The organism is Moraxella sp. K02 (assembly GCF_041154755.1).
GTDB lineage: Bacteria > Pseudomonadota > Gammaproteobacteria > Pseudomonadales > Moraxellaceae > Faucicola.
In genome coordinates, this window is sequence record NZ_AP031590.1 from 550,733 (window position 1) to 570,923 (window position 20,191).

The following is a 20,191-nucleotide window of genomic DNA, read 5'->3' on the forward strand; positions in this document are numbered from 1 at the left end:
TTAAGCATAGTCTATTTTCTTGATATTACAATATCATGAAAAATGGCTAAATTAAACCTTGCAAGGAGCTTAAAAGTAAAAAACAATCACTATTTATGTTAATATTTGTAATAGTATAATCAACTAGACAGTAACAGTAGGTAACCGATAAAAATCGGTTATATCTTACCCTTCATCCTAAAAATAGTTGACAGGTTTGTCAATTTTACTTATCGGTTTCTATCGTGATTGCATGCTCAAGTGATAAAGCTAATTCAAGTTGCTCATCGGTCAATATGACATAAATTTGTTTGTCATCGTCTGAGTTGATTCTTAAAATCGGAACGTCAATACGGCCATCGATATTTTTATCCGCATCCAAACTAAAACCTAAAAAATCGAGTTGTTCGACAATCCTCTGACGGATAATCGCCGACTGCTCACCTATCCCTGCGGTAAAAATAAGCGCATCACAGCCTTTCATACTAACCATCAAGCTTGCGATTTCTTTGGCGGCATGCGTGGCAAAATACGCCAGTGCAAATTTGGCGCGTGGGTCATCGCTAGCGAGCAAATCACGCACGTCATTGCTAATTTCAGATAAACCAAGCAAGCCCGACTCTTTATATAGGCATTGGTTCATTTGCTCGAGCGTCCAACCTTGCTCGACCATATATAAAATCACCCCAGAATCCAAATGACCCGGACGGGTACCCATTGGCACGCCATCTAATCCACTAAAGCCGAAGGTACTGTCTTTTGACTCGCCATTGTCGACCGCGGTGATACTACAGCCACTACCCAAATGCGCGATGATTAAGCGTTTTTTGGCAATCTTTGGGAGATAAGTTTCAAGTTTGCGCATAATCGCCTGATACGATAAACCATGAAAGCCATAACAGCGCACGCCTTGATCGCGCAGCGATTTTGGCAGCGCATAGCTAGACCAAATCTCTGGGCGATGGTAGTGAAAGGCGGTATCAAAGGCAGCGATGTGCACCAGTTTTTTATCAATGGCTTGCAGCGCGTTTACTACAGATAATGCAGGGGGCTGATGTAGCGGACATATCGGTGATAACTCTACCAAATGTGCCATCACTGTCTCGTTGATCACCACAGGAACATGATAGTGTTTGCCCCCATGGACCACTCGGTGGATACAGACAATCTCACGCGCAGGAAAGGTCTGTTTGACACGAGTAAACAAGCTTACCGCGGTGTCTGTCAGGCTATCTTGGGGTTCCCAGTCAGACAAAGATTGTGGCATGGCGTGCCAGACTTTGTTTTTGGTTTTTAGGTTGATATTGACATCAAACAAGGGTGACCACGCAAGCGGGGATGAGTCGACTGCCTTAGCCGTGTCGTACGCCGCCATTTTGATAGTCGCTGAACCCACGTTAAAAGTCACCACAATCGGGTGAGTCGAGTCAGTGTGCCTCATGACAGAATCGTTCATGCTAGTAATCTCAATTAATCTCAATTAATCTCAAGTAACCTGAATTAACATCAAGCTTGTTTACGCTTTTGCGCAACGTAGGCGCCAAGGGCAATAGAATACAGGCGGTCGAGTTCATCATCCGAGCGGCTGGTCAACACAATCGGCACTTTTGAACCCATGACAATGCCAGCGGCTTTGGCCTCACCCAAATAAATTAACTGTTTACCTAGCATATTGCCCGCTTCTAAGTCAGGTACCAGTAAAATATCGACATCGCCCGTGACAGGTGAGTGGATATGTTTGATATCCGCAGACTGCTGGCTAATCGCATTGTCAAACGCTAGTGGTCCATCAAGCAAGGCGCCGGTGATTTGACCACGGTCTGCCATTTTGCATAACGCCGCAGCATCAATGGTCGATTGCATTTGCGGTTTGACTTCTTCAACCGCTGCCAAGATGGCTACTTTAGGCTGCTCAATGTCTAGCGCGTGCGCAAAATCAATCGCATTTTGCAAAATGTCTTTTTTGGTCAGCAAATCTGGCACCACGTTGAGTGCACAATCGGTCAAGGTCAAAAGTTTGTGATACGTGGGACTTTCCATTAACCACACATGGCTCATACGGCGCTCGGTGCGTAGGTTTTGGGTTTTATCGACCAAGACACCCATTAACTCATCGGTATGCACTGAGCCTTTGATGATAAAGTCGGCTTGCTGTTCACGAACCATTTTTGCGGCGATTTCAACCGCGTCATGGCTATGCTCAGCATCCACCAACATAAAGCCTGAAATATCTAAATTGGCGTCAATAGCGGCTTTTTCGATTTTGTGTTTTGGACCGACCAAAATCGGGGTGATGATGTGGTGCTGATGGGCTTGGATACAAGATTGCAAAATGATATCGGTAGTAGGGTGCACCACCACGGCAGGGACAGGCGAGACAAAGCGCCCTTGCGCTAAAAGCTGCGAAAGTTTGGTTAACATCGTGTTGCCCTTATGAGTTGACGTAAATAACACTGCGCACTTAGGTTTTGATTAAGCGAGCGGTATACATTGACATAAAACAGTATGAACCAATGACATGACAGCAAGATGAATCGGTTTATAAATCAATTGTTACGGTGGGTTTGCCGCGCCGCTTAACTTATTAACTTATCTTAACTTAATTTGGCTTAACCAAAGCTAGCCTGCTTCAACTAATCTTGGTAATACCGGCACCGATAATTTTACTGATGCCCCCTGTTTGCGGCACTACTTGGATTTGACTGCTGATTCTATCTTTGAGCGCCTGAATATGGGAAATCACGCCAATTAGCTTGCCCGATTGCTGTAAGTTGGTTAGGGTATCAAGCGCTACATCGAGTGCTTCTTCATCCAGCGTACCGAAGCCTTCATCCAAAAACAGCGAATCTACTTGCATGCGATGACTGGCCATATTTGACAGTCCCAATGCAAGCGACAAGCTGATAATAAAACTCTCACCGCCTGATAGATTTTTACTGGTGCGGATTTGCCCGCCTTGGTAATTGTCCATCACATTGAGCATCAAGGGCTGCTCGCTGTCAGCTATCAGCAAATAACGGTCGCTCATTTTTTTGAGCTGCTCATTGGCATGGGCAACCATGATATTAAAGGTCAAGCCTTGGGCAAAGTTACGGAATTTTTTGCCATCGCTTGAACCAATCAACTGATGTAATACCTTCCATTCTTCAGTATGGTTGCGCTGTTGGTTGATGGCATCTAATAGTTGCTGCTGGTTTTGTTTGAGGGCGTCATTGGCTGCTAGCTGCTGTTCAACGGCGCCCAATTGTTTTTGCTGCTCGCTAAATTGCTGTTGCAATTGCCCAAGCGCATCAAGCAATTGCTCAAGTGACAGCGCAGTTTGGGGATGATTGAGTAGCTGCTGCTGTGTGCGTTTGGCTTCAGACAGGAGGTTATGATTGCGCTGCTGGCTGTCATGGAGTTGACTGGCAAGCTGTTGTAAGCGTTCTCGCTCGGTATCGATCAACACCGCAGCGCGATAATCCGCTTCATCCACAAAACCCAATGTCGCAAAACGCTGCTGAATATCGGCTTGTAGGGTTTGCTGGGCAATTTTTAGTTGGGTGGTGTTAGTGGTCAAAGATGCGATTTGTTGTTGCAAAATCTGCAGCTGACTTAGCTGCTCATGAAAGGCGGTTTGGCTGGCTTGATAATCCTGCAAAGCCTGATTTTTTGCTTGGATTAACGCATGAGAGACGATGTCTACCGCTTGTTCGCCAAACAAGGCGTATCGCTGCGTCTGTAGGTCGCTAATCTCTTGCGCCAGCGCTTGCTGACGCTGACGGGTTTGGCGTTGATTTTGGGTTAAATGTTGCTGGTCTGCGCTCAATCGGGTGAGCGCTTGCTCAATCCCTGTGATGGTGTCATTGATATGGCTAAGCTTAGTTTCTAATCCCTGATAGTGCTGTAAAAGTTGCGCAAGGGTATCGATATGCTGATTTAATTGGGTATTCACATCCTGTGTGGTAGCAAAACTAAAAGTGCGTTCGCGCGTTGCAAACGGCATCAGCAACTTGTCAAAGCGCAGTATTACTTGATGTTGTTTATCGGCGATAACCAATTGCTGGGCATCAATGTCGCGGATTCTGTCTTGGCGATGTTGCTGCTGATTTTGTAGCAAGGTTTGTTGCTGCAAAACGTCATGGTATTGCTCGCTCAGTTTTGCTAAGCGCTGCTGAGTTTGCTGTTGCTCGGATTGCACGGCTTCGATTTGCGTCAGTGAATCTTGCAGCGCTGCCAAAGCCTGCTGATTGTTGGTTTGTTCAGCCTTGATTGTCGTCGCCAATGTTTGAAGGACTTGGTGGTCTATATCATTATCACCGTTAGGGGTTATAACGGACGGTAATGCTTCAATTGCCTGTTGTACAGGCTGAGCATGTATAAGGTGTTGGCGGGCAAGCTGTAATTGCTTTAATAAACGTTGATTGTGTGCCTGTAAGTCCTGCAAATGCTCATTGCGCTGTTGCTGGCTATTAGTGAGTACATGCTCTTCAAGTAATAACTGCTGTAATTGGCGATTGATGTCATCAAGCCGTTGTTTGGCAATCGCTAATTGTTGCTCAGTATCATCAGGCGTGTAGGGCTGATGGTTGGCGAAAGGATGCGCGGTTGAGCCACACAGCGGGCAAGGTTCGCCGTGGCGTAATTTATCTCGCTCTTCGGTCAAATCTTGAATTTTTGCCAATAAAATCAAGTTGCGGTTTAACAATTCCACGGTTTGCTCGGCGGCTTGTTGCTGCTGCTCGCTAGTTAGTCGTTGGCTAGCAATCTGAGCCAATTGAGTTTGACCATCGGCTAACTGCTGCACAAATTGCTGATAGTGTTGTAGGTTGGTTTGCCAAGTCTGCACATCGCTTTGCATGGCGGCAAGCTGCTGGTCGGTTTGCCAATAAGTTTCAACCTGCTGGCGCAATGCTGCCGCTGATTGCCCTTGTGTCAGATGATATAATTGACTGGTTTGGCTGTCTAAGTTTTGTCGATGCTCAGAAATTTGTGGTTGCAACTGCGTGAGCTGTGATTGCAGCGCGCTGGCTTGCTGCTCATTGTGCTGAAAATCACCTTGTAACTGCTGCTGTTCGGTGGTGAATGCCTGCACTTGTTCACTAAGTGCTTGGCTAGATTCCTGTAGTTGGGTAAGGGAGGCCAATGTTTGAGGCAAGGTTGTTGCATGGGGGATTTGCTGCTGCGCTTGGGTAAGCTGTTCACGCTCTACTTGCTGGCTAACAAGCTGCTGCTGCTGACTATCAATGCTTTGGGCATTATGAGCTAACTCCTCACTAAGCTGTGACAACTGCTGCGCAATCTCTTGATCGTACTGATTTTTTTGCCCAAGGGTAGTGTCAAGTTTGCGCACTTGGTTTAATAACGGTTGGGCTTGTTGCCAGTCGGTTTCGGTTTGCTGGGCTTGTGCTTGACGCTCATCTTGGTTTCTTTGAGCAAGTTGGTAATCGCGTTCGGCGGTGGGTAGCTGGTGCTCATAACTGGCAAGATCACTGAGCTGTGCGCTCAACAAATCGCGCTGATAATCAAGTCTATTAACATCACCCGACACTTCAAGCGCTTTTAGTACACGCTGTAGTCGGGTTTTTTGTGGGGCAAATTGGCTTTCTTGTTCGACAAGGTCGCGTGCTTCATGCTCAAGTTGGTGGATTTGGTGCGTGTATGCGTCAAGATTTTGTCGCCATAGCTTATCAGACTCGATTTTAGTCATGGCGGTTTTGGTTTCATTGACGATGTCCACCAAGGCGTTTTTTTGTGAGGTTAGGCTTTGTACTTCTTCATCAGATAACACTGTCATGCCTGATAAGCGATCGGTGAGGGTCTTAAGTTCAGCGTCTGATTGGGTTTTAAACTCGTGTACTTTTCTTGAAATATCGCCATAGATTTCGGTGCCGGTGATTTCTTCGAGCAGGTTGGAGCGCTCATCGCTATTGGCTTGCAAAAAAGCGGCAAAACTCCCTTGCGCCAGTAGCATGGCACGGGTAAAACGGTCAAAATCCATGCCGGTGAATTCAGCGACCAGTTTTCTAGTTTTTCTGGTTTGGGTTTCAAGCGGTGGTAAATTTGCAGCATCATCGGTAAAAGGGGCGATTTCGTGCGTCGGCGATTGCAAATTGCCTTCAGGGTTTTTTCTGGCGCGCTTTTGTAGCCAAGTACAGCGATAACTGCCATTTTTGGTGGCAAAAATTACTTCGCTTAGACATTCGCCGGTATGGCGTGACATGAGATCATTTTTGCTTTGGGTAATCTCGCCCAAGCGTGGCGTCGCACCGTATAAGGCAAGACAAATGGCATCTAAAATGGTGCTTTTACCCGCCCCTGTCGAGCCTGTGATGGCAAAAATACCTTCATCGGCATACGCAGTATGGCGAAAGTCAATTTCCCATTCGCCTTGCAATGAATTAAGGTTTTGAAAGCGTAGCTTTAAGATTCTCATTGCTGACCCTCTTGCAAGCTTTCAAGCACTTCAGTATATCTTGACCATAACATGGGTTTTTGTTCTTCTAGCACTTGATGGGCAATTAGACAGCGTTCAAATACTTGTGTTGGGTTTAACTCTTCAAGTGACTCATCCATGCGCTGGCTTTGCATCACCTGATCGCGTTTTTGTTGATTTTTGATGCGTAGTACTTCAAGCCTAGAGCCTTTAACCAGTTCTGCGATTTTTTCTGATAAATCACCCACGACTTCTTGCCCGTCATACACCACTTCAAGCCAAACCGATTGTTGGGATTTTTTTAGGCTGTGTAAGCTAGTTTTGATGGTTTGCCAATCGCCTTTGAGCGTTTGTATGGGTTGGAACACAGGAACAGGCAGTGATTGCAGGAGGGTAGTATCGCTAAGCTTGGCGAGATTGTAAGGCTGCCCAATAACTTGTCCACTAGGTTGCCCACTCAGATGATAACTGGGTGTATCATACCCTGCTTCATGGCTCACTTGTGCATCAACCTCTGCGTTAATATCAGCCTCTGCATTTATCGCGCCAAGCATGGATGATTCAGGCAACTCTTCATCTGCAAATAAATCCATCGACGCATGGCTCACACTTTTGCGTTTTTTGACAGGGGTTGGTGCAGAGACAAGCGGTTTTTTTTGAATGGTTAAAGTCTGTAATGGCTGAGACAGTAAGTCAGGGTTGGCATCAAATCGCAGCAAATGCACTTGTTTTTGCTGGCGACTTTCACCAAAACCCATGGCAATGGGTGAGCCAGCGTAACGGATGTGTGGTTGTCCGCCAACCACTTGCGGGATATGTAAATGCCCAAGCGCTACATAGTCAATCTGTGGGTGGAAAATCTCGGCACCGATACTACCAAGTGAGCCGACATACAAATCACGCACCCCATCGCCTTCCATCGTTTGCCCGCCCACAGTAAATAAGTGTCCTGTTGCCACAATCGGAATAGTACGCTTATATTTGGCTTGCAGCTGCGCTTGTTGCGCAATCGCAATATCGGCAATCTGTGCATAATGGGCTTTGATGCCTTGGGCAAGTTTTCGTTCTTTATCATCAAGGCGTTCGCCATGCCCGACGGTTCGCACATCACGGTCACGCAAGTAGGGCACTGCCATGACAATGAGCTCAGGTTGCCCTGCTTTATCTGATAACGTAATCACTTCATCAGTCGGCGTATCTGTCATACTACCGATGATATGGATGTTAAAGGCTTTGAGTAGCTGTTTGGGCGCCTCCAAAAAACTGGCTGAATCATGGTTGCCCGCTACGATAATCACATGGCGACAATCGGTATGGCAAACTTGACTTAAAAAATCATAATATAAATTTTGCGCTTGGTTGCTGGGCGCGGTGGTATCAAAAATATCCCCTGCAATCAGTAGCACATCGACTTTTTGCTCACGCAGCGTCTGTAACTGCCAGTCTAAAAAATGCTTAAATTCATCGTAGCGTGGCTTACCATAAAGCCTACGCCCCAAATGCCAATCTGATGTATGTAATAAAGTCAGCATAAAAAATTATGCCTCTGTGGCGGGCTTCGCTGAAGTCATGGACTCAGAGTCTGCGGTGGCTAGCGAGGTAGACGCCAATTCACTATCGTGTAACCCTTGGGCAAACAAGCGACCCAATAGATTCACATCATCGACCCGCGCATAGTTGAGACGGGTGACAAACGCCAAGCGGCGATGCGGACCGGCTTCATTAAGCGGCACTAACGAAACATTGTCAGTCTGCTGGCGCACTTGCCCAGCTGCCATTTGCGGGACTAGCGTGGTACCCATACCGCTGATAGCCATTTGAATTAACGTATGCAGGCTTGCTTCACTAAAGGCGTGTTTGACACGGCTTTTATCGAGGTGACATACCGATAGCGCATGATCGGTCAAACAATGTCCTTCGCCTAGCAGCATCAAGTTACTGTTGGCTAACTCATCGGCATTGATGCTAGGTAAGTTGGCATGTTTACTGTCTTTAGCAAATACCGCCAAAAACGTCTCTGACCAAAACTCAAATGATAACAAGCCGTCAGTGTTGTAAGGCAGCGCAATAATGGCGGTATCAATCGCGCCATAACGGACTTTTTCAAGCAATCGCTCAGTTTGTTCTTCTACCACATTGAGCTGAAACTGTGGGAATTGTTGGCGCAGTAGCGGCAATACCTTGGGCAGCAAAAACGGCGCAATGGTTGGGATGATACCAATCGTCATCGGGTAGGCGAGTGGGGTTTGGTGCGTCTGGGCGCGGGTCACCAAATCATTGACTTCGGCAAATATCCGCGAGGCTCGCTCAAGAATTTCCTCCCCAATCGGGGTGATTAGCACTTGTTTGTTGTTACGCTCAAAAATTTGGGTGTCAAGCTGTTTTTCCAGCTCTGCAATCCCTAAGCTTAAAGCAGATTGTGAGATATTACACTCTTCTGCTGCGCGTTTGAAATGCTTATATTTGGCAACTGCCAATGCAAATTCTAATTGTCGTAATGTAATCATGGTTTGGATTTTAACCTTTAAAATAGCGTAAAATTTTCGCTAACGCGTTTTAGTTAAAGATAAATAAAAAGACAAACAGATAAAAAGGTAAAAAAACTGACGGCTACCCTAGCAAAAGACACGCAAAAGATGCATGCTAAAAACTTCAATTAACCGAATCATTTCAAATTTAGTTTACCATTTTTGTGTGCTTTTACGAGGGGAATCTTTTTTTAATCTATCATTAATTTGGTCTTGACAATAAACTCATTATCGAGCCTTTCAAAATAATTACAAGATAGCCTAAAGATTGACACTATAAGGCAAAACCCTCAAGGTTAATTTAAAAAAATTAATCAATAAATTAAAAACTTTAAAATAGACTCAATCTCAAATTGTACTAAGATAGACCCATCGATAACAACGTTTGGTGTGTAAAAAACAGCAACCGACTATAGCCTAACAAGCTAGAAGCCTAAAAAGCTAGGTTGCCAATGACATCAAATTTGTGTTATCAATATAGCACTCACTGATTTGGTTTTGCCAAGTGGTGATGTTGCTAAATTTTTAACCACAACAATAGCTTATATAAGGAAAAATCCATGGCTGCAATTATCAACCAAACCATTCCAGAATTCAAAACCCAAGCATATGTGAATGGTGAATTCAAAGAAATCTCGTCAGATGACGTTAAAGGCAAATGGGCCGTGTTTTTCTTCTACCCACATGACTTTACCTTTGTTTGCCCAACTGAACTTGAAGACATGGCAGACCATTATGAAGAAATCAAAGGTCTAGGCGCGGAAGTGTATGCGGTATCGACAGACACCCATTTTGTACACAAAGCATGGGCAGATGCGTCACCTGCAATCGCTAAAGTAAAATACCCAATGCTTGGCGACGGTACTGGTAAAATCACCCGCGGCTTTAACGTGATGATTGAAGAAGACAACGCTGCCCTTCGTGGTACTTTCTTGGTAGACCCAGACGGTAAAATCAAAGTCGCAGAAATTCATGACCTAGGTATCGGTCGTTCTGCCAAAGACTTAATCCGTAAAATCGAAGCGGCTCAATACGTGCGTGACAACGACGGTGAAGTATGCCCAGCGGCATGGGAAAAAGGTAAAGAAACCTTAAAACCAAGCCTAGATTTAGTAGGTAAAATCTAATCTTGATGGTCTAATGTTTTATTGACTGACAGTTAGATAAAATTAAAAACCTCAAATTGAAAGATTTGGGGTTTTTTTATTCAACGACTGTTGTTAACAATGATAAAATCAGCTTCTTTGAAGCTTGAGAAAATAACCATGGATAGCGCACAAACCACCCACCAAACTGGCAGTCAGACGACAAGTAGTCATTACGCCTTGCTGTGGGCAGGAGCAGCCGTGTCAATCGCTGAGATTTTGACGGGCACCTACCTTGCGCCGTTGGGGTGGGAGCGTGGCTTGTTAGCCATCGTCATTGGGCATATGATAGGCGGAGTGCTATTTTTTCTAGTCGGCTATATTGGGGCAACCCAACGCAAAAGCACCATGGAAACGGTGAAGGGTAGTTTTGGTTTTCAAGGTGGGATGCTTTTTGCTTTGCTAAATCTTGTGCAATTGGTCGGTTGGACAGCCATCATGATTTATGATGGGGCATTGGCAGTCAATGGGATTTGGGCTATCGGACAAGCCGCCTGGTGTGGCGTGATTGGTGCGCTGATTGTACTGTGGCTGTGGATGGGCAACCGCTTCTTTGGCAAAATCAATGCGTTGGCGGTAGCTGGACTATTTATTTTAACGCTTATTTTGTCGTTTAAATTATTTAAGTTAGGCGCTGGGGATGTGGCAGCGACAAAAGAAGTGGCAGCAGCGATGAGCTTTGGGGCAGCGGTGGAGCTCGCGGTCATTATGCCGTTGTCGTGGTTGCCACTGGTGAGTGATTATACGCGCAATGCGCAAAAACCTTTGCAAGCGACGCTCGTGAGTACCGTGAGCTATGGGGTGATGAGTGCGTGGATGTATGCGATTGGACTGGGCATGGCACTGTATACCCAAACATCGGATTTTGCCCAAATGCTATTACAGCTTGGATTGGGCGTGACTGGGTTATTGTTGATTGTGCTCGCGACAGTGACAACCACGTTTTTGGATGCGTACTCGGCAGGCGTGTCGGGTGTCTCACTGTGGAAAAAACTCCCAGAAAAAGGCTTGGCAATTGGCATTACCCTCATCTGTACTATCGCAGCGATGTTGTTTCCCATGGATGATATCACTGAATTTCTATACTTTTTAGGCTCAGTGTTTGCGCCAATGGCAGCCATTCAAATTGTGGACTTTTTTATTTTAAAAAATAACGGTATCAAACAGCGTTTTAATGTCAAAAATTTGATTGTCTGGGCGATTGGTTTTTGCTTGTACCGTTATTGGCTTGCCCATCCACTCGATATCGGCAATACCTTGCCGGTGATTATGGTGACGATGCTGTTATGCTTCTTGGTTAATGTATTCACAAAAAAATAATGCCGTCAGCCACGCTTAAACCAATTTTTTTTACAGTCCAATTTTTCTTAAAGTAGGGTTGATTAGTTGATTTAAGCCTTACACTTGCTATCAATAGCAAAAGCCCTGTCACAACGAACAGGGCTTTAGTCAATAAAATCGAATTTAGCTTAGAACTTATTTATTTTTATTGTCTTCTAAGATTTTGTAGATTTCATCTTTTAATTGCAGTTTTTGTTTTTTTAATGCTTCAATTTCGTCATCACGGCTGCCTGCTGCAACAGGATCTTTTTCTAGGTTAATGATTTGAGCATCTAAGTCGTTGTGTTTATCAAATAATTTTTCAAAGTGTTTATCAGAAGTTTTTAGTTTGCTAATAAGTTCGCGATGTTCTGGAAACATAGTTCTTTCCTTTCTTTGGTTGTATGTGAAAAATAATGCAAAGGGGTCAACACATAAGACAAATTTGATTGAGTTAATATATTGCATTTGTCTTATTAGCATTGTAACGAAAAATCGCATGGTTGACTATACGCTAATCGGTAACAATTGGTGAGGGGGCAAAAGTTACACCATTAATGGACTGAAGTAATTTATGTATTAATATTTTGTTGTATAAGATAATAAACGTTTTGTTTTTTAAAACATAGCTATCAACTTTCTCACATTGTCAAAGCCCACAAAAATCACAATAATAAGGTTAACACAATGACTTACCCAATAACTAGAAGGAAACTACCATGTTAGATCAAGGTTTATTAGATGCAGTAAAAAGTTATAGCGAACGTATGACTCGCCCGATTGAGTTTGTGTTGGGTGAAGGTGAGCATGAACAGCGCGCTGAACTGGTGGACTTTTTGACCCAAATTGCAGGCACTACTGACAAGATTCGTTTGAGTCAACAATTCGATGCTAATCTATCACCGATGAGTTTTAAAATCCGTAGCCAAGACAAAGATACAGGTATCATTTTTAGTGGTATTCCAGGTGGTCACGAGTTTACCTCATTGATTTTGGCGATTTTACAATCAGGTGGTAGTGAACTCAAACTTGATCCAGGTATTCAAAATATCATTAAGGCGATTAAACAGCCGCTAAAATTTGAAACGTTCGTCTCATTGTCTTGCCACAACTGTCCTGACGTGGTGCAAGCGCTAAACCAATTTGCGTTACTCAATGACAACATCAGCAATGAAATGATTGATGGTGGCGTGTTCCAAGACTTGATTAACGAGCGCAATATCCAAGGCGTACCTGCGGTATATTTAAATGGTAAACCTTTTGCCAATGGTAAAATTGACACTGCCAAACTTATCGAGAAACTGCAACAGCAATATCCAGATTTGATGAGTGCAGCAGCAGCCGCCGAACAGCTTGAGCAGCAAGATGTAACCATCATCGGTGGCGGACCTGCGGGCGTCGCGGCAGCCATTTATGTGGCACGTAAAGGCTTAAAAGTGACCATGGTGGCTGATCGTATCGGTGGACAAGTGAAAGATACCCAAGATATCGAAAACTTGATTTCAATCCCGTTGACCAATGGTAATGAATTATCTGCCAATTTTGTCAAACATATCACCGCTTATAATATCACGGTCAAAGAAATGGTAAGCGTGACATCCATCACCGAAAATTCTGCACAAATGAATGAGCAAGGCGAGGATAAACCAACCTACCAAATCACGCTTAATACCGGTGAAAGTTTTAGTACTCGTGCGATTATCATAGCGACGGGGGCAAAATGGCGTAAACTTAACATCAAAGGTGAAGATGAAAATATCGGTAGCGGCGTCGCATACTGTCCGCACTGTGATGGTCCGTTCTTTAAAGGTAAAGACGTGGCAGTTGTGGGCGGTGGTAACTCAGGGATTGAAGCGGCAATTGACTTGGCAGGCATTGTCAAACACGTGACGGTGTTAGAATTTGCTGACACGCTCAAAGCAGACCAAGTATTGATTAATAAAGCCAAAGAGCGCGATAATATCGATATCATGACAGGTGTAGCGAGCCAAGAGATTAAAGCAACCGCTGGTAAAGTCAGTTCGCTAATTTACCAAGACCGTACCACCGGTGAAAACAAAGAATTGCCATTATCTGCTATCTTTGTGCAAATCGGACTGGTGCCAAACTCGGAAGTGGTCAAAGATTTGGTACAGGTGACCAAATTTGGTGAAATTGAAATCAATGAGAAATGCCAAACCAACAAACCCGGAATTTTTGCCTGTGGTGATGTGACTACTGTACCGTTTAAGCAAATTAATATTGCGATGGGCGAAGGTAGTAAAGCGGCGCTCAGTGCGTTTGAATACCTCATGTTGCAATAATTTTTCACCTGTTTTTTAGTTATTTTTCAAAAAAAGCCAAACGTCATAGTTTGGCTTTTTTTTGGCGGCTAACATGGTGTTGCCTTGTCAGTCTATATTGGCGAGATAGGCATACCTCCCAAAATCCGCTACAATAACTTGTAAACTATCATAGCGATTTAAAGGAATAAATCATGACAACAGCAAATACTTCATCCATCAAGCAGGTGACGGTAGCCGGCGGCGGCGTACTGGGTTCTCAAATCGCCATGCAAAATGCCTTTTTTGGCTTTAACGTCACAATCTTTGATAAAGAGCCCGAAAAGGTCAAAGAGCGCATCGCAAAACTCATGCCCATCTACGCCAAATTCTATGACAAAAGCCCAGCACAAGCCCAAGTAATCACCCATGCGATTCGCTATGTGACTGACTTAGGCGAAGCTGTGGCAGAGGCTGATTTGGTCATCGAAGCCCTACCAGAAGTCCTTGATATCAAAAATGAATTTTATAAGGCGCTGGCAAGTGTAGCCCCAAGCCACACGATTTTTGCCAGTAACAGCTCAACGTTGATTCCTAGCCAAATGGTCGAAGCCACAGGTCGCCCTGATAAATTCTTGGCGTTACACTTTGCCAACCGTATCTGGATGAATAACACCGCAGAAGTCATGGGCTCAGCGCATACCGACCCGGCAGTATTTGACAGCATTGTTGCTTATGCCAAAGCCATTGGCATGGTGGCGTTACCCCTCAATAAAGAACAGCCTGGCTATATCTTAAATACCCTATTGGTGCCTTTTTTAAATGCCGGTATGCACTTGTATGCCAATGACATTGCCGATCCCCACACCGTCGATAAAACTTGGATGATTGGCACAGGTGCACCGATGGGACCGTTTGCGATGATGGATATCGTAGGGGTCAATACCATTATTAATATCAGCCAGCAAAAAGCCAAAACAGGCTCAAAAACTGCCGAGCGATTTATCCAAAAACTGCAAACCGAACTGATTGATAAAGGTCGCACAGGGTTTGAAGTGGGGAAGGGTTTTTATGATTATCCAAACCCGGCTTATAAAGACCCTGAATTTTTAAAATAAGTGTCAAAAAAGTTTAAAAGTCAGTATTTAAAAGTCAGTAGATGACAAAAGCCCATTGACCCAAAATGGGCTTTGTTTTTTTATTGCGGCAGCACCGATGTCTAGCACTTGCCAAAGCCAACAATTTACCCCAAAATGATAAAAAATTGTTGCCAAAAATCCCCGATGAAGCCGACCACAGCCCAACAAGTCAACACCTTATTATATTATTTGCAGACTAAGCAGACACCGCCGTTTAAGATACTGTTTTGGGAAAACTTGCAAAAGATTGACTTTGATTATTCAGCCAACAGCCTACAACAACTCAGTCGGTTTTTTGCGGCAATGGCAAAACGCCACATTCAGTTGCCACAATTATTGGCAAACCAAAGCGGGCAAGCGCTTGTGGTAGCGCTCGCCGCTTATATTGCAGACTATTTAGCCAAAACCACCGGGCAAGCGATTGCTTGGTATGACTATGACAGGATGTCAGCGCAACTGGCACGGCAAAATAAGCACCCCACCCACTCACAGTTACCTGCCAATTTTTACAGCTCACTCACCGCGCGCATCGGACACAAAGTCTATTGCCAACCGCTTAAGCTACTACCAGATTTGCTGCAGGGTAAGGAGGTGTTGCCACAGTTTATTGCCCAGATGACGCAGACCCTCTATCAGCAATCGCAAGTCAACTTATTGCAATCGCCTGAGGCGGTGTGTCAGGGCTATTTGGCAAAAGTGAAAACAGGTAAACTACAGGACGCCGCTATCGCATTTTCTACCTATCTGGCAGCGGTGAATTTTAATCATAGCCGTGATAGTTTGGTGCAAATTGATGAGGCGTTGTCGGCTATCCAGCAGGCGTTTGGGTTTACGCAAGCAGATTATCTTGATTTTTTGCAAGACGCCTCACGTCAAGCATTTTGCTATTTGCTGGGGTTTTATATCGGCGTGACCAGCAGTCGCTTGGCAAATGCGCCCGTGCGCTGGGTATCTTTTGCGCAGATGTATGATAGCTTGGGCGAGGCGTTTGCTGAATGCCTTGAGCATAGTTTTGTACTGCTGTTTGAGGACTGCTATCGCACGCCGATGCTGGTAGTGACCAATCGGTTATTTGGACTTGCTAGCAATTTTCCGACCACCGCTGCTGAGTTTGCGGATATTTTGCAACGGCAAAATGCAGGGCGCCTAGCGGTTTATCCTTATCAAGACGCTGTGAGCGCTACCGCTGACTTGCCAGCGCTTTGGACGTCAGCCATGCAGGCGGCGGGTGCATTGGTGGCGTCTGTGCTATCAAGGCTATCACAAGGTCAGCCGATTTTACCTTGTGTGTATCAAGCCCATAGCAGCCACAATACAGGGGATGAATTAACCGCATTTAATCCATCCAATATTAAGTTGTTATCACCTAGCGATACGGATTTAGACACAGACATAGACAAAAACACAAACATAGAGACAGATACAGACAAGCTGATTGATAGCCTCTACCAAACGCTGCATCAAAACCCACAATTAGCCCCCATAATCGTCGGCTGTTTTGATAGCTATACCAATTTGCCGATGGGGCGCACCGAAGGGATTGTAATTGAGATATGGGTGTATGAAAACCCTCGCTTAGAGCTGCAGCTTGTATTGCCGTATCAGTCCGCCAATGATTGGCACAGTCTAAAAATTTATCCGTTAGTCAGTCATCAAAAAAGCGCACAAACAGCGCTTACGTCAGAGCAAATAACCGCGTTAACCACTCACTTTTACCAAGCACTGCTAAGCACACCTTCAACACAAAATACCGCGGTCAAAACGCTGTGGCAAGATGCCTATGTCAATCAACTTGATAGCTGGGTATTGCCGCCCAAAGACCAGCGTATCCAGCAACAAAACGCGCAGCTAGTGACGCGATTTGATTTTGCGCTATTGCCGATACTTGATAATCAACCCAATGTGAATATGGCAGCTTTTGACTATACCAGCATTGATTGGCGCGGGTTTGATTTGGCAAAACATATTTTGCAAGCCAGCCACCATGAACAACGCTATTTGCAAGTATATGTTAGTGATAACTTGATTAAAGATGAACTGTATCGGCAAGTAGAGGCGACTGAGGATTTATATCGCTATGGCAAAGTGGTGTGGGGCGTCGTGATAAAATCTGATGCGGCGTTAACCGAGCCTATATCAGAAGAGGAACGAGACACGCCTTTTGCCAACCATCGGGTAAGTTGTGCCGACATTTTGTTTGATCCAAGCGGGCAAGCAAGGGTAGAAGATTTGCAAGCCAAGGCAAGTCAATTAATGGATGCGATTTGTACAGTCAATCAGCCGCCAAATGGTACGCCTGACGTGGCGTTTTATCAATTACATTGCCAAGACGACACATCTAGGGTGTTTAATTTGGCTTATCCAGCCAGTATCGCAGCGACAAACTATCGGATAACTACCAGTTGGATTTGGCGGCGTCATTTGCCCAATGGCATGTTATCAAACAGCATAGTGCCCATTATCATTCATACTAATGCTTACCAAAATAAAGCCGAGCAGGGCGAGATTATGGTATTGCCTAGCCAATTATGGGATAAAGCCTATTATCACTATTGGCTAAGCTTAGCTTATGAGCAGTTTGGGCAAGATTATGATTTACTTCCCTATATCCACTGGCAGCAAAAATACGCACAGGATAGCACCGATGCCGCAACCCAAAAGCGGCTATGGCCAAAATTTAAACCCAATCGAACACCTAGCCGAGAACAAAGTTCAGCTATCGGATTGATGTCAGACAAGCTAGAAAATCCAATATCAGCTACTGCTAAGCAACAATCGACTATTCAAAAAGCCGCTATTCAACAAAAGACTCGGCAAAAAATTGCTGATGTACAGCCAACTTTACAGCCATCGATAGAGTCAACACCACAGGCAGCCCAAACGTCACAGACCTCACAGGCCTCACTGACATCAAAGGCAATGCCGCCATCCGCGCTTTCCAATGAGTTGACGCAGCAACTTATGAATGACAAGCTGCGCTTACAAACCCAATTATCCACCAAAGATACAGCCAAAGATAAAAAACTCCTAGTGATTGCTATCGGTGGGGTGCTTGTGTTGATTATCATGGTGATACTGGTCAAATTGATGCGATAAATTTGCCCAATTTTTATTTGAAAAAAGTCAGCATACACATCAAAAGGTCATAAAAATTTGTTATGCTAACGGTCTGTAAGTTGGGTTATGACAACAAAAAGAAAGATAGGGATACGATATGAAAATTATTGCTGATGGCAATATTGCTCATTTAAGCGATTTTTTTAATGAACACACTTTAGGGCGACCCATCGAATTGATTGCGATGGCAGGGCGCGAGATTGATGCGGCTGTGATAGATGAGCATCAGCCTGATATTTTGCTAGTACGTTCCGTCACGCCTGTCAACAAGCTGTTATTAGACAACAATAAAAGCGTCAAATTTGTCGGTAGTACCACCATCGGCATCGACCATGTCGATGTGGAGTACCTCGCCAAGCGCGGTATCATTTTTGCCTATGCCTCTGGCTGTAGTAAACACTCGGTTGCACAATATGTGGTGGCAGCGATTGCCAATTTGCGCCCTGACTATTTTTTCAAACCCATCAACCTTGGCATTATTGGGGTGGGTAATATCGGTAATACGCTAGCACAATATGCGATTTCCTATGGCTGGAATGTGCTGGGCTATGACCCACTCAAACCACCGTCGGTAGTCAACAACGCCAAACTTGAAACTGTGCTGCAAGAAAGCAATGTGATTAGCTTTCACGTGCCACTGACGCATGCGCACAACAGCTCATATCCCACCCATCACGACTATTTGATGACCCAAGCGCGCTGGCAAACCGTATCCGATACTGCCATCATCATCAATACCTCACGCGGTGAAGTGCTCGGTCGTGATGATATTGTCGCAAGCCCGAATGTGTGTGTGCTCGATGTGTTTGAACACGAGCCCAATATCGATGCCCAACTGCTCAAAGCCTGTAGTATCGTTACCCCGCATATCGCCGGTTATACCCTAGAAGGCAAACTTAGGGGCACACAGTTTGTCTACAATGCCTTATGCAACTATTTACAGGTTGCCCCAACCGTTGATTTTCATACCTTGATGCCAGCTGAAGTGCCGCTGTTTCAAGAAGTGCATAACCCTCTCAAAGACCACGAGCGCCACCAACTGCTCAATAAAATTCCTGTGATGTATGACATCAAAGCCGATGACAAGCGTTTACGTAGTGTGGCAAATGCAAACGGTGATATTGAAGGCAAAGACTTTGATAACCTGCGTAAAAATTACCCGCTGCGCCGTGAATGGCAATCATACGTGTTTAAAATTTGATAAAAATGTTCACCATGACATAAAGCAAAAATAGCCAGTATGGGAAAATACTAGCTATTTTTTTTGGGTCTGCTAATATTGTCGCAAATCCAACTATCCAAACTGCTATGTCAACCACTTATCAACCTACTTGCACCCTACAAACCGCCCAAGACCGGGCTGCGATGTATGCCACCATTCGCCAGTTCTTTGCCGAGCGGCAGGTGCTAGAAGTGCAAACCCCAGTGATGTCACAGGCGGGCAATACCGATATATTTTTGCAATCCGTCTCTAGCAATGTCACTGTGGGTGACCATCCAACAACCTATTATCTGCACACCTCACCCGAATTTGCCATGAAGCGTCTATTGGCAGCTTGGCAAGTGCCGATATACCAGATTTGCCCCGTGTTTCGCGACAACGAAATTGGCAGCCGTCACAACATTGAATTTACCATGCTTGAATGGTATCGTCCCAATTTTAGCTTGGATGAACTGGCAAAAGAAACCAATGACTTGGTGTCCGCGGTACTCGGCTATCCGGTGATTTTTGACCATTATCGCTATGTCGATGCCTTTATGGATTTTGTTAAAATTCATCCCTTCAATGCCAGTTGCGATACCCTCAAAGCCATCGCCAAAGATAATGGTCTTAACATTGATTTGGGGGAGGATCACCAAGGCTGGTTAGATTTATTGTTTAGTCATTTGGTGGAGCCTAATTTGGGAAAAGCGCTACCGACACTCATCTATGATTATCCTGTCGCCACTGCCGCGCTCGCCAAGACAGTCACAGACAAAGATGGCAATCGGGTGGCTAGACGCTTTGAGCTGTATATCAATGGTCTTGAAATCGCCAATGCGTATGATGAGTTGGCTGATGGACAGGCGCTGCGTCTGCGCTTTGATGAAGACAATGTGGCGCGTAAAAATCGCGGGCTACCTGTAATGCCAATTGACGAAAATCTGCTAGCAGCTTGTGATGCCCTGCCAGCTTGTAGTGGCATTGCGCTTGGCCTCGATCGACTGCTGATGATTAAAACGGGCAAAACCCATATCCGCGATGTCATCGCTTTACCCACCCCTCACGCCTAACAGCAGTGAACTC

General features: G+C 44.9%; 13 protein-coding genes. 7 read left to right on the forward strand and 6 right to left on the reverse strand.

The genetic code is table 11. The features are described 5' to 3' along the window. Positions 1–205: 205 nt before the first annotated feature. The 5 genes from ACAM39_RS02535 to ACAM39_RS02555 all read right to left on the reverse strand — a co-directional run bounded on the left by ACAM39_RS02535 (position 206) and on the right by ACAM39_RS02555 (position 8,901). Positions 206–1,435 (reverse strand): acetate/propionate family kinase, encoded by a 1,230-nt coding sequence (locus tag ACAM39_RS02535; RefSeq protein ID WP_369628116.1) that lies wholly within the window; start codon positions 1,433–1,435, stop codon positions 206–208. Positions 1,436–1,485: 50 nt separating this feature from the next. Continuing rightward, positions 1,486–2,400 (reverse strand): bifunctional enoyl-CoA hydratase/phosphate acetyltransferase, encoded by a 915-nt coding sequence (locus tag ACAM39_RS02540; protein ID WP_036599742.1) that lies wholly within the window; start codon positions 2,398–2,400, stop codon positions 1,486–1,488. 208 nt (positions 2,401–2,608) lie between these two features. Beyond that, entirely contained in the window at positions 2,609–6,394 is a 3,786-nt protein-coding gene (locus tag ACAM39_RS02545) for an AAA family ATPase (protein WP_369628117.1), read from the reverse strand. Continuing rightward, complete coding sequence (locus ACAM39_RS02550) at positions 6,391–7,926, reverse strand: exonuclease SbcCD subunit D C-terminal domain-containing protein (protein ID WP_369628118.1); 1,536 nt, start codon at positions 7,924–7,926, stop codon at positions 6,391–6,393. Before ACAM39_RS02550 ends, ACAM39_RS02545 begins: the two co-directional genes overlap by 4 nt. A gap of 6 nt (positions 7,927–7,932) precedes the next feature. After that, entirely contained in the window at positions 7,933–8,901 is a 969-nt protein-coding gene (locus ACAM39_RS02555; protein ID WP_369628119.1) for a hydrogen peroxide-inducible genes activator, read from the reverse strand. Between the two features lie 581 nt (positions 8,902–9,482). Here ACAM39_RS02555 and ahpC point away from each other — a divergent pair. After that, positions 9,483–10,049, forward strand: a complete 567-nt coding sequence (gene ahpC, locus ACAM39_RS02560) for an alkyl hydroperoxide reductase subunit C (RefSeq protein ID WP_239741573.1) — start codon at positions 9,483–9,485, stop codon at positions 10,047–10,049. Positions 10,050–10,187: 138 nt separating this feature from the next. Next, positions 10,188–11,387, forward strand: a complete 1,200-nt coding sequence (gene cytX / locus ACAM39_RS02565) for a putative hydroxymethylpyrimidine transporter CytX (RefSeq protein ID WP_369628120.1) — start codon at positions 10,188–10,190, stop codon at positions 11,385–11,387. A gap of 156 nt (positions 11,388–11,543) precedes the next feature. Here cytX and ACAM39_RS02570 read toward each other — a convergent pair whose 3' ends face one another. Beyond that, positions 11,544–11,768, reverse strand: a complete 225-nt coding sequence (locus ACAM39_RS02570; protein WP_062334032.1) for a YdcH family protein — start codon at positions 11,766–11,768, stop codon at positions 11,544–11,546. 338 nt (positions 11,769–12,106) lie between these two features. Here ACAM39_RS02570 and ahpF point away from each other — a divergent pair, with 338 nt between their 5' ends. The 5 genes from ahpF (at position 12,107) to epmA (ending at position 20,178) form a co-directional block, all read left to right on the forward strand. Next, entirely contained in the window at positions 12,107–13,690 is a 1,584-nt protein-coding gene (gene ahpF / locus ACAM39_RS02575) for an alkyl hydroperoxide reductase subunit F (protein WP_369628121.1), read from the forward strand. A gap of 173 nt (positions 13,691–13,863) precedes the next feature. Next, the gene (locus ACAM39_RS02580; RefSeq protein WP_369628122.1) at positions 13,864–14,766 is read left to right on the forward strand and encodes a 3-hydroxyacyl-CoA dehydrogenase; all 903 of its coding nucleotides are present in this window, start codon (positions 13,864–13,866) and stop codon (positions 14,764–14,766) included. Positions 14,767–14,931: 165 nt separating this feature from the next. Then, positions 14,932–17,883, forward strand: a complete 2,952-nt coding sequence (locus ACAM39_RS02585; protein ID WP_369628123.1) for a hypothetical protein — start codon at positions 14,932–14,934, stop codon at positions 17,881–17,883. Positions 17,884–18,001: 118 nt separating this feature from the next. Next, complete coding sequence (locus tag ACAM39_RS02590; protein ID WP_369628124.1) at positions 18,002–19,105, forward strand: 4-phosphoerythronate dehydrogenase; 1,104 nt, start codon at positions 18,002–18,004, stop codon at positions 19,103–19,105. A 107-nt stretch (positions 19,106–19,212) separates the two neighbouring features. Beyond that, on the forward strand, positions 19,213–20,178 hold the full coding sequence (gene epmA, locus ACAM39_RS02595) for an EF-P lysine aminoacylase EpmA (RefSeq protein ID WP_369628125.1): 966 nt from the start codon (positions 19,213–19,215) through the stop codon (positions 20,176–20,178). Positions 20,179–20,191 lie beyond the last annotated feature (13 nt).

Bases quoted from the DNA above. Each gene is read 5' to 3' on its own strand.
- ACAM39_RS02535 (WP_369628116.1), bottom strand. From the start codon at position 1,435: ATGAACGATTCTGTCATGAGGCACACTGACTCGACTCACCCGATTGTG.
- ACAM39_RS02540 (WP_036599742.1), bottom strand. From the start codon at position 2,400: ATGTTAACCAAACTTTCGCAGCTTTTAGCGCAAGGGCGCTTTGTCTCG.
- ACAM39_RS02545 (WP_369628117.1), bottom strand. From the start codon at position 6,394: ATGAGAATCTTAAAGCTACGCTTTCAAAACCTTAATTCATTGCAAGGC.
- ACAM39_RS02550 (WP_369628118.1), bottom strand. From the start codon at position 7,926: ATGCTGACTTTATTACATACATCAGATTGGCATTTGGGGCGTAGGCTT.
- ACAM39_RS02555 (WP_369628119.1), bottom strand. From the start codon at position 8,901: ATGATTACATTACGACAATTAGAATTTGCATTGGCAGTTGCCAAATAT.
- ahpC (WP_239741573.1), top strand. From the start codon at position 9,483: ATGGCTGCAATTATCAACCAAACCATTCCAGAATTCAAAACCCAAGCA.
- cytX (WP_369628120.1), top strand. From the start codon at position 10,188: ATGGATAGCGCACAAACCACCCACCAAACTGGCAGTCAGACGACAAGT.
- ACAM39_RS02570 (WP_062334032.1), bottom strand. From the start codon at position 11,768: ATGTTTCCAGAACATCGCGAACTTATTAGCAAACTAAAAACTTCTGAT.
- ahpF (WP_369628121.1), top strand. From the start codon at position 12,107: ATGTTAGATCAAGGTTTATTAGATGCAGTAAAAAGTTATAGCGAACGT.
- ACAM39_RS02580 (WP_369628122.1), top strand. From the start codon at position 13,864: ATGACAACAGCAAATACTTCATCCATCAAGCAGGTGACGGTAGCCGGC.
- ACAM39_RS02585 (WP_369628123.1), top strand. From the start codon at position 14,932: ATGAAGCCGACCACAGCCCAACAAGTCAACACCTTATTATATTATTTG.
- ACAM39_RS02590 (WP_369628124.1), top strand. From the start codon at position 18,002: ATGAAAATTATTGCTGATGGCAATATTGCTCATTTAAGCGATTTTTTT.
- epmA (WP_369628125.1), top strand. From the start codon at position 19,213: ATGTCAACCACTTATCAACCTACTTGCACCCTACAAACCGCCCAAGAC.